Annotated in this window: 12 protein-coding genes; 8 read left to right on the top strand and 4 right to left on the bottom strand. The window is 49.7% G+C overall.

The features are described from left to right. The first annotated feature begins 125 nt into the window (after positions 1–125). From EPD59_RS15250 to EPD59_RS15215, 8 genes are all read left to right on the top strand, one after another. On the top strand, positions 126–875 hold the full coding sequence (locus EPD59_RS15250; RefSeq protein WP_240731442.1) for a WecB/TagA/CpsF family glycosyltransferase: 750 nt from the start codon (positions 126–128) through the stop codon (positions 873–875). Positions 876–1,061: 186 nt separating this feature from the next. Next, on the top strand, positions 1,062–1,919 hold the full coding sequence (gene rfbF / locus EPD59_RS15245) for a glucose-1-phosphate cytidylyltransferase (RefSeq protein ID WP_133273534.1): 858 nt from the start codon (positions 1,062–1,064) through the stop codon (positions 1,917–1,919). 56 nt (positions 1,920–1,975) lie between these two features. Further along, positions 1,976–3,061: an NAD-dependent epimerase/dehydratase family protein gene (locus tag EPD59_RS15240; RefSeq protein WP_133273533.1), complete on the top strand. Its 1,086-nt coding sequence runs from the start codon at positions 1,976–1,978 to the stop codon at positions 3,059–3,061. 61 nt (positions 3,062–3,122) lie between these two features. Continuing rightward, positions 3,123–3,665 (top strand): dTDP-4-dehydrorhamnose 3,5-epimerase, encoded by a 543-nt coding sequence (gene rfbC, locus EPD59_RS15235; protein ID WP_133273532.1) that lies wholly within the window; start codon positions 3,123–3,125, stop codon positions 3,663–3,665. Positions 3,666–3,791: 126 nt separating this feature from the next. Continuing rightward, entirely contained in the window at positions 3,792–5,114 is a 1,323-nt protein-coding gene (locus EPD59_RS15230; RefSeq protein ID WP_133273531.1) for a class I SAM-dependent methyltransferase, read from the top strand. 125 nt (positions 5,115–5,239) lie between these two features. Next, a complete protein-coding gene (locus EPD59_RS15225) occupies positions 5,240–6,580 on the top strand; it encodes a DUF4910 domain-containing protein (protein WP_133273530.1) in 1,341 nt (446 codons plus the stop codon). A gap of 54 nt (positions 6,581–6,634) precedes the next feature. Continuing rightward, positions 6,635–7,999: a glutamate-1-semialdehyde 2,1-aminomutase gene (locus EPD59_RS15220; protein WP_133273529.1), complete on the top strand. Its 1,365-nt coding sequence runs from the start codon at positions 6,635–6,637 to the stop codon at positions 7,997–7,999. Positions 8,000–8,005: 6 nt separating this feature from the next. Further along, positions 8,006–9,211 (top strand): glycosyltransferase family 4 protein, encoded by a 1,206-nt coding sequence (locus EPD59_RS15215; RefSeq protein ID WP_133273528.1) that lies wholly within the window; start codon positions 8,006–8,008, stop codon positions 9,209–9,211. 75 nt (positions 9,212–9,286) lie between these two features. Here the strand turns inward: EPD59_RS15215 and EPD59_RS15210 are convergent, their stop codons facing one another. The 4 genes from EPD59_RS15210 to EPD59_RS15195 all read right to left on the bottom strand — a co-directional run bounded on the left by EPD59_RS15210 (position 9,287) and on the right by EPD59_RS15195 (position 14,951). Beyond that, positions 9,287–10,249, bottom strand: coding sequence for a GDP-L-fucose synthase family protein (locus EPD59_RS15210; RefSeq protein ID WP_133273527.1), 963 nt, complete (start codon positions 10,247–10,249; stop codon positions 9,287–9,289). A gap of 57 nt (positions 10,250–10,306) precedes the next feature. Further along, complete coding sequence (locus tag EPD59_RS15205) at positions 10,307–11,419, bottom strand: GDP-mannose 4,6-dehydratase (protein WP_133273526.1); 1,113 nt, start codon at positions 11,417–11,419, stop codon at positions 10,307–10,309. A gap of 398 nt (positions 11,420–11,817) precedes the next feature. Beyond that, positions 11,818–12,408: a T9SS type A sorting domain-containing protein gene (locus EPD59_RS15200; RefSeq protein WP_133273525.1), complete on the bottom strand. Its 591-nt coding sequence runs from the start codon at positions 12,406–12,408 to the stop codon at positions 11,818–11,820. Then, complete coding sequence (locus EPD59_RS15195) at positions 12,375–14,951, bottom strand: Ig-like domain-containing protein (RefSeq protein WP_133273524.1); 2,577 nt, start codon at positions 14,949–14,951, stop codon at positions 12,375–12,377. Before EPD59_RS15195 ends, EPD59_RS15200 begins: the two co-directional genes overlap by 34 nt. Positions 14,952–14,977 lie beyond the last annotated feature (26 nt).

The following is a 14,977-nucleotide window of genomic DNA, read 5'->3' as shown; positions in this document are numbered from 1 at the left end:
CTATCGTCGAGAACTGTGACAGGGGCCTTTTCTTATAATTTCTGATTTTAGCTCCCGCCGAGCATAGTTTCTTACTAATCACAAATTACCCATTGCCACTTTCCGCTCTACCACGCCAACTTGTCTTGGATACTCGTATCTCGACGGGCAACCGGACTGACTTTATTGATACGATCCTGCAACTCGGTGCTGCGCGTTCGTCTGCTTACGTCTGCTTTGCCAACGTACATATGTTGGTAGAAGCCCACAACGATCCCAGCTTTCGTAAAATATTGGATGGTGCCGCCATTGTATCCCCCGATGGCAGCCCCGTGGCTGCAGCCGTGGGCTGGTTTCATGGTCAACAGCAGGAACGCGTAGCAGGCATGGATCTGCTACCTGCTTTACTTGCTGAGGCAGCTCAACGCAACCAGTCCGTTTATTTTTATGGCACTACCGAAGAGGTATTGGCTACTATGGTCGCCCGTGCCCGGCGTGAACTGCCTACCCTACGAATAGCGGGCACACATTCGCCACCCTTTCGCCCACTTAGTCCTGAAGAAGATGCTGCCGAAGTAGCCGCCATCAACGCCGCCGACCCTGATCTAGTTTTTGTGGCGTTAGGCTGCCCACGCCAGGAACGCTGGATGGCTAATCACCAAGGACAAATTCGTGCCTGTATGCTGGGAGTAGGACAAGCTTTCCCAGTGTATGCGGGCCTAGAGCAGCGCTTGCCAACGTGGGCGCGTAAGCTATGGCTGGAGTGGGCTTATCGGCTGTGGCTAGAGCCAAAACGACTGTGGCGTCGCTATTTAATTACCAATTCACACTTTCTATACTTGATGGCGCAGCGGACCATATTTCGGACTGGAAATAACTTGAAGACCGTTTCCTAAGAGAAGTATTCACTTCACAACTGAAGCGTTAGGAGATGCCATTCATACTGGAATAGATTAAAATACAAGTATTGTATTATTAATTATAATTATATAAAGCATGAGTAAGTAAATTAGCGAGGTCATTTCGTGATGGAGTAATATTTGCTAATTTCTTATCTATCTCTTTCTCTTACTTTATTTCTCATGCAAGCAGTTATACTAGCAGGTGGCTATGGTACTCGTATCAGCGAGGAAAGCGGCGTCCGACCGAAGCCAATGGTGGAAGTGGGCGGCAAGCCAATTCTGTGGCATATCATGAAGATATATGCCCACCATGGTATCACTGATTTTGTGGTGTGCTGTGGCTATAAAGGCCATCTGATTAAACAGTATTTCGCCGACTATTTCCTGCACAATGCCGACGTAACATTTCGTTTGGACCGCAACGAGATGACTGTGCACCGCAACCGCGCTGAGCCTTGGACTGTGACTTTGGTCGATACAGGCGAGGAAACCATGACTGGGGGGCGTTTGCGCCGAGTACGCGATTATCTGGACGGCAACACTTTTTGCCTTACGTACGGTGATGGCGTGAGTGACGTGAATGTTCGTGAATCCATTGCTTATCATCGGCAGCAGGGTGCCTTGGCTACGCTCACGGCTGTACGCCCACCCGGCCGTTTTGGCGTCTTCAACCTTACGGAGGATAGTAGCCTGATTTCAAACTTTACTGAAAAGCCCGAGGGTGGAGAATCGCCGTGGATTAACGGAGGATTTTTTGTCCTAGAGCCACAAGTATTGGATTACATCGAAACCGATGCAACGGTGTGGGAAAAAGGCCCCCTGGAGCAGTTGGCAGCAGATAATCAATTGGTCGCCTACCGTCATACCGGCTTTTGGCAACCTATGGATACCCTGCGCGACCGTAACTTGCTGGAGGAAATGTGGGCCGCTGGTAAAGCGAAGTGGAAAGTATGGAATGATCAGTCTGCTACCAGTCATGTTGCCAGTACTTCAGGGCATGAGCACTATGTAGGTCAGCCTCCTTTGTTAATTAAATAAGTTATTGAGTACCAAGCGCAGAGCTACTGGATAATGCTCAATTTCTAACTTGATATATGAAACCGCAACGCATTCTCATTACTGGTAATATGGGCTACGTAGGGCCCGGCGTCGTGCGCCACCTGCGTCGGGAGTTTCCTGCGGCTGAGCTGATTGGGTTTGACATGGGTTTTTTTGCTCATTGTCTTACCGGCGCAGGCCGCTTGCCTGAATCGCGGCTTGACCGGCAACATTTTGGTGACGTGCGCGACTTGCCCACAGAGTTACTTCAAGGTGTTGATGCCATCGTGCATCTGGCGGCGATTTCCAACGACCCAATGGGCTCAGCTTATGAGGAGGTAACCCTAGCTGTAAACTATCAGGCGGGGATTGGGCTGGCGCAACGGGCTAAGGAAGCTGGTGTGCGTGCGTTTGTTTTTGCCAGCAGCTGTAGTATGTATGGCGCTGGCGGCGAAGGAGCCAAAACAGAGACATCTACCCTGAACCCACTCACCGCTTATGCACGCTCTAAAGTGCTAAGCGAGCAAGAGTTGGCGCCCTTGGCTGATGATAATTTTTGTATTACCTGCCTGCGCTTCGCCACTGCCTGCGGGTGGAGCGATCGGTTGCGATTAGACTTGGTCGTCAATGACTTTGTGGCTGGTGCGGTAGCTGCGGGGGAGATCAATATTTTGAGTGATGGCACACCTTGGCGTCCACTTATTCATGTGCAGGATATGGCGCGGGCTATTGAATGGGCCATTAGTAGGGAAGCGGACAATGGGGGCGATTTTCTGGCTGTAAACGCGGGTTCTGATCAGTGGAACTATCAGGTACGTGAGTTAGCAGAGGCAGTAGCGGCTGCCATTCCCGGTACTGCTGTTAGCCTGAACGCTGCTGCACCGCCGGATAAGCGGTCGTATCGCGTCGACTTTAGCCTGTTTCGACAATTAGCCCCCCAGCACCAGCCTCAACGTACTCTATCCGATACCATAGCGGAACTGCGGGATGGGTTGATGAGCATGGGCTTCCACGATACCAGCTTCCGCTCGTCACAACTCATGCGACTACAAGTGCTTGCTGCCCTGCGTGAAAGCGGTCAGCTAACTGCCGATTTGGAATGGGCTGATACAGCCGTTGTTACTGAGTCTGCGAACGTTTAAGCTTTTTATTACCAAGGCCTCACAACGCCATTTTTGTTGAAGGCTTTCATTCGCATAAGTAATGATCTTTACCGAAACTAAGCTAGCCGGCGCTTTTATCATCGATATAGAGCGGTTATCGGATGAGCGAGGTTTTTTTGCTCGTACGTGGTGTGAGGATAAGTTTGCCGCTCATGGTATTCATCAGCCGCCTCTACAGTCGAGCATATCATCAAACCCCAAGCGCGGCACTTTGCGGGGTATGCATTATCAAATTGCCCCCCACGGCGAGAGCAAACTTGTGCGCTGCACAAAGGGGGGCATTTATGATGTGATTGTGGATATGCGTGAGCAGTCGCCTACGTATGGGCAGTGGGTAGGAGTGGAGCTGACCGCCGATAACTTCCGCATGCTATTTGTGCCCGAGTATTTTGCGCACGGCTTCATCACACTGCAAGACAACACGGACGTTTCGTATCAGATATCGGCCAAATACACACCTGGCGCTGAGCGGGCTTTACGCTGGAACGATCCGGCTATTGGGATTGAATGGCCTTTTGAACCTGTGCTGCTTTCTGAGAAAGATCGTAATCATCCGGATATTCAGATGGCGGTCAAGCTGTAAATTGGAAGGGTAATGCTGATAGGCTTTACCCACCGTTATAGGTCGACCATTAAACTGCAATTGAAATAGAATCTGTGTCGCTGAGTTACTTTTTTAGATCCTAAACGAATTTTTTTGCCCCGCCTTATGGGAATATCTACTCCATCATCCACTGCTTCTGCCTTGTCCACGCCTAATAACGCAGTTGAAGACGCTCACCCCGAATTCGCACCGCCGCCCGCTAGTCCGTGTCGTTTCTGTGGTACGCCGCTCACCCACACGTTTGTCAATTTGGGCACATCGCCTCTGTGTCAGAACCACGTGCGGCCATCTGAATTCAATATGGCTGAGCCCTTTTACCCCTTGCATGCCCGCGTGTGCAATGACTGCTTCTTGGTACAGCTTGATGAGTTTGTGAGCCCCACAGAGGTTTTCAACGATTACGCTTACTTCTCTTCTTATTCAGTATCGTGGCTGCGTCATGCGCAGCGTTACACCGATATGGCTGCGGAGCGGTTTGCTCTTGATTCCAGTAGCTTGGTAGTGGAAATTGCCAGCAATGATGGGTATCTGCTCCAGTATTTCGTGGAAAAAGGCGTCCCAGTACTAGGAGTGGAGCCCGCTGCTAACGTAGCTGAATATGCTCAGGCAAAAGGCATTAACACAATGGTGCGCTTTTTCGGGCGCGATACGGCACAGCACATCGCCACAACGGTGGGGCAGGCCGATTTGCTGCTAGGGAACAACGTGTTGGCTCACGTGCCTGATATCAATGACTTTGTGGGAGGAATGCAGGTGCTACTTAAGCCCGAAGGCGTTATTACCATGGAGTTTCCGCACTTACTACGCCTGATCGAGGGGAATCAGTTTGACACGATTTATCACGAGCACTTCTCTTACCTGTCGTTTAATACGGTAGAGCGCATTTTCGCCCATCATGGCCTTACGTTATTTGATGTGGAGGAGGTGCCAACCCATGGTGGATCGCTACGCATTTTTGCCCGTCACACCGCTAACGAGGCCCAACCGGTAACGGAGCGGGTGGCTGAGCTTCGGGAACGCGAAGTAGAAGCCGGCATCCTTGATTTGGCTTTGTATGCAGCTTTTGAGGAGAAGACAAAGGAAACCAAACGCAAGCTTCTGGATTTTCTAATTGAGGCCGCTCGTGAGGGCAAGAAAGTAGCCGGCTACGGCGCGCCCGGCAAGGGCAATACGCTGCTCAACTACTGCGGCATTCGTACCGATTTCATGGAATATACGGTCGATTTGAGCCCCCACAAACAGGGTAATTTCCTTCCCGGTACGCGTATTCCTATTCTCCACCCCAATCATATCAAGCAAACCAAGCCTGACTATGTACTGATTCTGCCCTGGAATCTGCGGGAAGAAATTATGGAACAAATGGCGGAGGTTCGTAGCTGGGGGGGCAAATTTGTAGTGCCCATTCCCGAGGTCAAGGTTTACGATTAAGGTACCTAATGGCAGCAGAGAGGCTGGGGAGATAGGAGTAATAGAAGTTGAAAAAAGCCCCCAGCTTCTCTGTAAGGAGCTTCCGACTTAAGGTAGCGTTCAACTCACATTTGCTGTTTCTGCGCATGACTTCTCCACTATCCAAAAAAGCCCCCCAGGCTCCCTCAACCGTTGTAGAAAGCGCTGAGCAGCCAAGAACGCCGTTTGGATTGATGGAGCGGTTGTTTCCTATCTGCCGCAGTATCACCGGCAATGGTGTGCGGGAAACATTGGGTATTCTGCGTGAGTATCTGCCCGAACTGGTAATTCATGAAGTGCCTAGCGGTACGCCCGCACTCGATTGGACGGTTCCGGCCGAATGGAACATCCGAGATGCCTGGGTAAAGAATGAGCAAGGGGAGCGGGTTATTGATTTTCAGCAGCATAACCTGCATGTGCTCAATTACAGTACGCCCGTGCACGGTTGGTTTACGCGCGCTGAACTGGACGAGCATCTGTTCTCGCTGCCCGACCAGCCCGACCTTATCCCGTATCGCACCTCGTATTATCAACCCAATTGGGGTTTTTGTCTGGCTCACCAGGCACGTCTAGCTCTTTCGAACGGTCGTTATGAGGTATGTATTGATAGCACGCTAGACTCTGCGGGTGCCTTAACCTATGGGGAGCTATTACTGCCTGGTAGCAGCGAGGAGGAAGTGCTAATCTCCTGCCATTGCTGTCATCCGTCGCTCGCTAATGATAACCTCTCGGGTATTGCGGTGGCTACGTTCTTGGCGCGGCACTTAGCGGAGCAGTCGCGCCAGTATTCTTATCGGTTTGTATTCATCCCTGGCACTATTGGCTCCATTACGTGGCTGAGCCGAAATACTGAAACCGTCCAGCACATTCAGCATGGATTGGTTGCCACGCTGTTAGGTGGCCCTGGCAATTTTACCTACAAGAAATCGCGCCGCGGTGCTGCCGATGTTGATCGGGCCGTGGCTATAGTGTTGCGCGATTCGCGTTTACCGCACGAGATACGCGCCTTTTCGCCCTATGGCTACGATGAGCGGCAATATTGCTCACCAGGTTTTAATTTACCTGTCGGTTGTCTTTCACGCACACCTTTTGGGGAGTTTGCCGAGTATCACACCTCCGCCGATAACCTCGATTTTGTGCGTCCCGAGCACCTGAGTCAAGCCATCGACATATTCAGTCAAGTGTGCAACGTGCTCGAAACCAATAAACGATACTGTAACCTAAGTCCGTATGGCGAGCCTCAATTGGGCCGTCGCGGGCTTTACAAAGGTGTCGGCGGTGGTACGGAAGGAGCCGATTGGCAGATGGCATTACTTTGGGTGCTCAACCTTTCCGACGAAGAACATTCTCTGCTTGCTATAGCGGAGCAATCTGGCTTATCCTACGGACTGATAGAGAAAGCTGCTGCCGCTTTATTGGCCTGTGGCTTACTCGCCCACGCTGCATAGAGCAGTCAGGTAAGTCTATCAAAATCATTTGCTTGTTGCTAAGTATCATCTGCTATGAATTCATCCGCCAAGCCAAACACAATAGCTGTAGGCACTAGCCACGCCGAGCCGAGCTTTGCTGCTTCTAAAGCTCTACAGGAGCGCTTTCACGCGGTAATTCCTGGTGGTAGTCACACGTATGCGAAGGGAGATGATCAATTTCCGGAACACATGGCGCCGTACATTGAGCGGGGCGCGGGCTGTCGAGTCTGGGATGTAGACGGCAACGAATTTATCGAATACGGCATGGGGCTGCGCTCCGTCACGCTGGGACATGCATTTGCTCCGGTGGTCAGTGCGGCTCAGGCCGAGATGACGCGGGGAATCAACTTTGGCCGGCCGGCCACCCTTGAGCTGGCAACCGCAGAGGAATTTCTGGACCTGACGCAAGCTGGCGACATGGTTAAGTTTACCAAGAACGGGTCCGATGCTACCAGTGCTGCCGTTAAGCTGGCCCGCGCTTATACAGGTCGCGATCTGATAGCCGTGTGTGCTGACCACCCATTTTTCTCAGTCGATGACTGGTTTATCGGTACCACAGCCGTTAGTGCGGGTATTCCAAAAGCTGTACGCGAACAGTCCCTGCACTTTCGCTACAATGATATCGCTTCCCTAGAGGCCTTATTTGCGGCTCATCCTAATAATATTGCGGCCGCTATAATGGAGGTGGAGCGCGATGTGCCGCCGCTTCCGGGCTATCTGCAAGCCGTTCGTGACCTCTGCACCCAAAATGGAGTAATCCTGATATTCGACGAAATAGTGGCGGGTTTTCGCTCCCATATTAGCGGCGGACAAGGAGTACATGGGGTGCGCCCTGATCTGAGCGCTTTCGGCAAAGCACTCGGCAATGGTTTTTCGATTGCCGCTTTGACTGGCCGGCGTGAGTTGATGGAATTAGGTGGTCTGCGTCAGAAGGACCGGGATCGGGTATTCCTGCTTTCTACAACGTATGGTGCCGAATCACATTCACTAGCAGCAGCACGCGCAGTCATGCAGATATATCGGCAGGAGCCAGTAATAGCGCATCTAAACGAACAAGGTGAGCGGTTGCGACAAGGTTTACTGGCCGCCGTGCGAGATTATAATTTAGAGGACAACGTTCCCATTTTTGGGCAAAGCAGCTGCCTTTTTTATGGTTCACGTGATGCACAGGGACAGCCTTCACAGGCTTTTCGCACCCTCTTTTTACAGGAAACATTGCGTCGCGGATTGCTGCTGCCCTCCTTTGTAATCAGCTATTCCCATACCCCAGCCGTAGTAGATACTACCATTGAGCGCGTGCATGGGGCCCTAGGGATTTATCGCCGGGCTTTGGATGAGGGAATTGATAAATATTTAGTAGGACGCCCAGTACAATCGGTGTATCGTGCCCGCAATTGATAAGGTATGCGAATTCTTTTGCTTCATAATCGCTATCAGCAAGCAGGCGGTGAGGATGTGGTTTTTAGGGCAGAGCTAGAACTACTAAGGGCTCACGGCCACCCTGTCGATACCTTAGAGTTTGACAATGATAATATTCAGTCTGCGTGGGACAAACTGCTTACTGGTGCCCGAAGTCTATATAATCCGAGCAGTGCTCGATTGTTGAAGAAAACAATAGAGGATTTCCGACCCGATATCATTCATCTACATAATTTCTTCCCGGTTGGGTCGCCTTCTTTGCTCTACGCCGCCGCCGCCGCTGGTGTCCCCGTTGTGATGACCTTGCACAATTATCGTCTGATTTGCCCTAGCGCGATATTGTATACCGACGGGCAGATTTATGAGAAAAGTGTACATCAGCTGTTTCCCTGGGACGCAATCAAACGGGGTGTCTATCGAAACTCTCGCATGCAGACTGCTTCGGTCGCAGTTATGACCGGTGTGCATAAGCTGCTGGGTACCTGGCGTGAGAAGGTTGATAGATATTTGGTCCTTACCGATTTTGCCCGAAATATTATTGTTAATTCTTCCCTTAAGCTGCGGCCTGAGCAAGTAGTTGTGAAAGTAAATTCAGTGCCTGATTGTGGAATTGGTCCGGCACAACGGTCAGCGCAACTGTTGTTTATTGGTCGATTGACTCCGGAAAAAGGGATTCTTGTTTTATTGGATGCAGCTGAAAAGGGTAAATTTCCTTTGCATATAATTGGCGAGGGCCCTCTGCGCGCTGAAGTGGAGGAGCGGGCTGCCCGATGTTCGTTTATCACATATACTGGTTTCAGTACGCGTGCAACGGTGGCACTAGCACTCCAGCACGCCCGCGCCTTGGTTGTAGCCTCAACGTGGTATGAAGGAATGCCACTGGTAGTATTGGAAGCATTTGCCGCGGGTACCCCCGTAATAGCTTCGAGACTGGGCGGACTGGGCGAATTGATTCAACATGAAACCAACGGCCTGCATTTTGAAGCGGGTAATGCCGATAGTTTAATTACACAAGCCCTGCGGTTATGCACTGACGCTGAGTTGGCCGCAACACTTGGGCAAAATGCTCGGAAGTCATACGATACCCGTTACTCTCCAGAGCGCAATTACCAGCAGCTAGTTTCTATTTATCAATCAGTGTTAACGGAGCGGACGGCCGCAACTGGAGTTAGAAAAGCGTTACATTCATAGCTGCCATATGAAGCTATACACCTAAAAAAGCCCCCCAAATTCTTTTGGGGGGCTTTTTTGTATGAATGAAAACAGCTAGTTCGTAGATACCGATTCTCCCATTGACTGAGGCTCTGACTCCCATTCTGCCAAAGCATACACAGAAGCCAAGCCCTTATCCAGCGGAATAGAAGCTCGCCATCCCATGCTCGCTAGTTTGCTAACATCCAGTATTTTACGTGGTGTTCCATCGGGCATCAATGCATTGAAGCGCAACTTTCCACGGTAGCCGGTAATACGCTGAATTAAACGGGCTAAGTCGGCAATAGAAATATCTTCGCCTGTGCCTACGTTAATCGGTTCTGCGCCATCGTAGCGCAGCATAAGGTGAAGGCAGGCATCGGCTAAGTCGTCAACGTGCAGAAATTCGCGACGGGGCGTACCGGTTCCCCATACTTCTACAGTCGGCGACTCATTCATGCGGGCTTCGTGAAACTTACGTAGCAACGCAGGTAATACATGCGAATTTTGAGCGTGGTAGTTATCGTGGGGGCCGTAGATATTTGTGGGAATGGCCGAGATAAACGAACAACCATGCTGGCGGCGATATGCCTGGCACTGTTTTACTCCAGCAAGTTTAGCTATAGCATAGGGCTCATTGGTTTGCTCTAAAGGGCCAGAAAGCAAGTATTCTTCACGCAATGGCTGCGACGCCAAACGTGGATATATGCACGACGAGCCTAAAAACAGAAGCTTCTGAACGTGATGCACATAGCTCTGCTGCAACACATTAGCTTGAATCATCAGATTATCATAGAGAAAATCAGATGGATACGTACTGTTTGCATAAATGCCCCCCACATGAGCGGCAGCTAGGAAAACATACTCTGGACGTTCAGTGGCAAAAAAATCGGCAACTGCTGCTTGGTCGCGCAGGTCCAACTCTTGGGAAGTACGCATCACCAAATTTTGGTAGTTCGCAGCTCGCAGGCGGCGTTCAATGGCCGAGCCAACCATGCCGCGGTGACCGGCAATATATATTTTGGCAGATAACTCCATCGGAAAAACGTAAAGCGAAAGAAGAGAATGGTGAGGTTGGGTAGAAGAGGGAGCGTATTAGTTGGGCTGAAGCAGTACTTGCTGACCAGATTTAATTAAAGCAGTCTGACGACTGAAAAGGTGTAAGTCGTGCTGCACCATCTCTTGTATCAACAAGTGAAGGTTGTGGCGGGGTTTCCAGCCTAATTGACGTCGCGACTTGCTAGCTTCGGCCAATGAGGGTTCTACGGTGTGTGCACGATAATAGGTTGAATCTATAGCAACAACTGTTTGACCCGGCATTAAAGCGTAATCGTTGTTGTGACATGCTACAACGTAGCCAATCTCCTGAGTGTCATTACCCTGAAACACAACGTCCACTCCTAATTCAGCAAAAACCAATCGCACGAATTCACGCACAGTGGTCATAACTGTCGTAGCAATGACATAATCTTCGGGCATTTCCTGCTGTAGCACGCGCCAGATAGCTTCCGCATAATCTTGAGGATAACCCCAATCGTGGCGTGCCTCTAGCGAGTCGAGATACAGTGTGCCCTGCAAGCCGAGGGCGATGCGAACAGCGCTCTGAGTGATTTTGTGAACGAGAGTCGTTTCGCCACGACGCGGAAACTCATAGTTGAATAGATATCCATTGCATGCATACAACCCGTAGGCCGCACGGTGTTTAGCTATTAGTTTATGGGAAGAAAGTGCGGCTGTGAAGGAAGAAAAAAAAGTATGCTGAGATTTAGGTTCCGACTCAGTTACTGGCTGTAATGCAGTCTTCGTTTGTGGGGTCGCTGCTTGATAAACGCGTACGCTGTTAGCTAAGTTGCTAGCGCGCACAACTTCCAACATTCGTAGTGTACAAAGGCCATTAACTTCCTCTGTATACTCCGGTGTCTCGAATGGTAATTTCATGTAAGACACCACTCCGAAATTGTATATCTCATCTGGCTGAATTTCTTGCACGAGTCGCGTGAGCGTGGCCGTATCAGTAAGGTCAGCATAATGCATATTAAAACTGCTATTATTCAGACAGCCAGCTTGATAAGATATATCCGCTTGCTCATAACTGAACAGGGAAGCATGTCTTTTGATTCCGTGCACTTCATAGCCTTTTTCTAGTAGTAACTGAGCTAAGGAGAAGCCATCTTGTCCCCTAATGCCCGTTATCAAAGCCCTTTTCATGTGCAGATGGGGAAACTATATAGTCTTGTTGTAATGATTTATCAATAAATGTACTTGCAATATTTTATAGTGCAATAAATTACTGTAAAAATTAAATTAAATTATTGCGCTACTCAGCTAATAACTCATCATTAAATAACTGATCATTAGAATGTTGATCATAAATTATCTTTAAACAGCAAGAGACAGTTTCCTTCCTCTATCTAATCAAAATACACATCATGGGGATTTGCCCCCTGGGTAGAATCACAGTTATGTACTACTAGCTGCTATCCTTAACTTATTTATCGATTTAGAAACCTGCCTTTTAGCCACATTTAGTAGATAGAAAGACGTAAAAAAAACCCGACCATTTAGGTCGGGCTTTTTTACGTCTTTACTAAGTGAGTGAACTAAAGCTATTTGGTCAATTTGATTGTTTTACCTGACAAACTTCCTGACATGAACATCAAATAGTATCGCCCAGTAGGCAGATTTAAAGCACTCATGTCAATGCTGCTTTGAGCAACCCCAGCACTGAAGCTGATGCTGCGTTTCTGAATTAGGCGACCTACCTGATTAAAGAGAGCAACATTCATCGTTTCAGCCGTTTTTAGTTCAGTCTGAATAGTTACTACATCTTCAAAAGGATTCGGAAATGATTGCGTGGAAACCGAGTTCGTGGTAGCTAGAGTAGTTGGTGGGCTGATTTGAGCTGGCGTGACGCCGGGAGCAGTCCAAACTTCAATACCCGAAATGTTGGCGTCGCCACCAGAGCTTGCTAACCGTATGATTCCATCGGTAACGGTAACGGCTAACGGCCCTATTTTATCCCAGTTACCAGCTGTACCGCTGTTATAATTGGTTAAAACAGTTTTATCGTTAAGTGCTAAGCTGAAACGCTCCGGCTTGTTGTCTTCCCATACATATACATATACACTATATACACCGTTAGGAACATTAGCCAGTTGCACCTTTACATTTCGACCACCCACTGAAGAGCGAAGCATTTGAGAACGTACAGGATCAGGATTCGAGCGTAGTTTGACATTCTGATTAGAGAATAAGGTGCCACTGAGTTGCAGGTTAGAGGCTCCATTGCTGGCTTCCCACTTATTGCCATCCAATGTAATTGCCCCCCGTTAATATTTATCGCCCGATATAGTTGAGCTATGGCAGGAGCGGGCGTTGGGGATGGCGTCGGGGCAGGAGCCGGTGTGGGCGTCGGTGTTGGTGCGGGAACGGGCGTAGGGGCAGGGGCCGGATTAATCGTGATTGAGGTAGCTGCGCTCGTAGTCGAAGCACCGGCATTATCGGTAGCGCGGGCCGTAAAAGCTACCGTGCCAGCGGTCGCGGCGATCCAGTTTAGCTGATAAGGAGCGGTCGTTACTTCCCCCAACTTGGTGCTGCCCTGAAAGAACTCTACTTTCTGCACAGTACCATCGGCATCACTGGCTGTGGCCGTCAGCAGTTGATTCTGGCCTACGGTCAGGGTATTCGTGGGCACTGTCAGGGCAATGCTGGGAGCCATATTTGGGGCAGGAACTGGCGCAGGGGCTGGCGCAGGCACTGGTGCTGTAGTAGATTTCCAGATTTCTACTCCCGAGATATTCGCATTATCAGTACCAATAGCACGAATGCTCAGCTGACCATTGGTAACTGCTGCTGCGTATGGCCCTAAGCGCGTCCAGCTTCCAGCTGAACCACTCACAATATCACTCTGAACTACTTGACCTTGTACACTGACATTGAAACGCATGGAGAAATTATCTTCCCATACATATAGGTACACGAAATAGGTGCCGCTAGAAACATTCGAAAATTCAATACCTGCGTTCCGGCTTCCTATGGATGAGCGAATCATCTGAGTGCGTTCCACATCAGTTGATGGATTGAGCGTAACATTCTGGTTTGAAAAGTACTCTCCATCAATACTTACGTTGGATGCGGAGCTGCTGGCCTCCCATTTATTACCGTCTAATGTGAGGGCGTTGCCATTGATATTGATTGCCCGATAAAAGGCAGCGTTAACAGGTGCAACGGGTGCTGGAGCAGGCGTCGGCGTGGGGGCAGGGGCCTGCGCGGGGGCCGGATTGACCGTGATGGTGACGGCGGTGGCCATGGTGGTAGCCCCCGCGTTGTCGGTGGCGCGGGCACTGAAGGCGACCGTGCCGGCCGTAGTGGCCGTCCAGCTGAGTTGATATGGTGCACTTGTCACTTCTCCGAGCTTGGTGCTGCCCTGGAAGAACTCCACCTTCTGCACCGCCCCGTCCGCGTCACTAGCCGTTGCCGTCAGCAGCTGCGACTGGCCCAGGGGCAAAGCTAGGTTGTTGGTTGGCGCCGTCAGCACAATGCTGGGGGCTACATTCGGGGCCGGAGCCGGCGTAGGGGCTGCTACAATTAATCCCGGTGTTACATTCTGGTTCTTGATTTTCTCTAACCAAGAAGTCCATTCTGCCTGTTCTGTCTGGGGGGTAATAGGGTTCGGAAGAGAGGTGTTATTCCTATTGACATGAATGTTGCGAAACCAGGTGTCGTTTCTGTCCTCCCAATTCCCCTTCTTTATATAGCCAATTTGGTTATCATGCGCTGAGATATTGAAGTAGTACTCATCGGTATCATTGCTGTTTGTGCTGTTCCAGGTATAGATACCAACATTAGCGGAGTTAAGGTATTGACCATCAACATAGCCACTTGAAACAACACGGTTATTATAGATTTCAATATCATGACCATTTGCTACCGCTATGCCATAGTTCAGCATGCTGACTACCTGGTTGTTGTAACACTTTACAAAACCACTGGCTTCTGCAAAAAAACTGGGATCACCATCGCCTAACAAAATTCCCCCTCCCGAATGGTTCGTCGCTGTTGCAGGAACTGGATATCCTCCTTGGATATAGTTGTTATGGATTAAGATTGGGCTGTCAGAAGTACCATTCGACTTGTAGATATTGATGTTGTCTTCGACATAGCTTTTGTTCGGTGTATTTACTACTTCATTCCAAGCAATTTCCACCCCACGAATCCCCTGTACACCATTGAACTGTACAAATTGAACATGTTCTTTCCCACCATTCCGGGTACGACCATCGATATTACGTGCTTGGTTATACAGCACTTTAATACTTTGCTTCGCGCTCTTGTCACCTACATAGTTAGCTAAGTAGATACCAGAGGTTTGCTCCATGAAGTTGTGCTCCAGATGGGCGTTTTTGAAGTTGTTCGCATCAAAAAAGCGTCCCTGCCGCACATTATCAATAGTGGGCGTAAGAGCTAGGCCACGCGTATTGCGAATGGTAACATCGTTATTCTGATAATGCGCTCTGATGAGAATGCCTGCGCTTTGAATATTAGAGTTCTCAATAATCACAGGCTCCGATGTCTCAATAGAAATGGCTGGTGTTTTGGAATCAAGACTCCGCCAGTTGCCCTTGTAAGTTCCTCCTTTGGTAATGGCGATCGGGCCATTGTAAATAACATCAATTGACTGCCCCGAGGATACTGATGCGCCCGGCCCCAGCATCAAGAGCAGCATGATTGCAGAGGACAAACATTTGATGAAAGCTCCAGAGTAAG

This window comes from Hymenobacter radiodurans, assembly GCF_004355185.1.
Lineage (GTDB): Bacteria > Bacteroidota > Bacteroidia > Cytophagales > Hymenobacteraceae > Hymenobacter > Hymenobacter radiodurans.
This window is presented reverse-complemented; position numbering and strand designations above follow the sequence as displayed.

Bases quoted from the DNA above. Each gene is read 5' to 3' on its own strand.
- EPD59_RS15230 (WP_133273531.1), top strand. From the start codon at position 3,792: ATGGGAATATCTACTCCATCATCCACTGCTTCTGCCTTGTCCACGCCT.
- EPD59_RS15210 (WP_133273527.1), bottom strand. From the start codon at position 10,249: ATGGAGTTATCTGCCAAAATATATATTGCCGGTCACCGCGGCATGGTT.
- rfbC (WP_133273532.1), top strand. From the start codon at position 3,123: ATGATCTTTACCGAAACTAAGCTAGCCGGCGCTTTTATCATCGATATA.
- EPD59_RS15240 (WP_133273533.1), top strand. From the start codon at position 1,976: ATGAAACCGCAACGCATTCTCATTACTGGTAATATGGGCTACGTAGGG.
- EPD59_RS15215 (WP_133273528.1), top strand. From the start codon at position 8,006: ATGCGAATTCTTTTGCTTCATAATCGCTATCAGCAAGCAGGCGGTGAG.
- EPD59_RS15220 (WP_133273529.1), top strand. From the start codon at position 6,635: ATGAATTCATCCGCCAAGCCAAACACAATAGCTGTAGGCACTAGCCAC.
- EPD59_RS15225 (WP_133273530.1), top strand. From the start codon at position 5,240: ATGACTTCTCCACTATCCAAAAAAGCCCCCCAGGCTCCCTCAACCGTT.
- EPD59_RS15200 (WP_133273525.1), bottom strand. From the start codon at position 12,408: ATGCTTCGCTCTTCAGTGGGTGGTCGAAATGTAAAGGTGCAACTGGCT.
- EPD59_RS15205 (WP_133273526.1), bottom strand. From the start codon at position 11,419: ATGAAAAGGGCTTTGATAACGGGCATTAGGGGACAAGATGGCTTCTCC.
- rfbF (WP_133273534.1), top strand. From the start codon at position 1,062: ATGCAAGCAGTTATACTAGCAGGTGGCTATGGTACTCGTATCAGCGAG.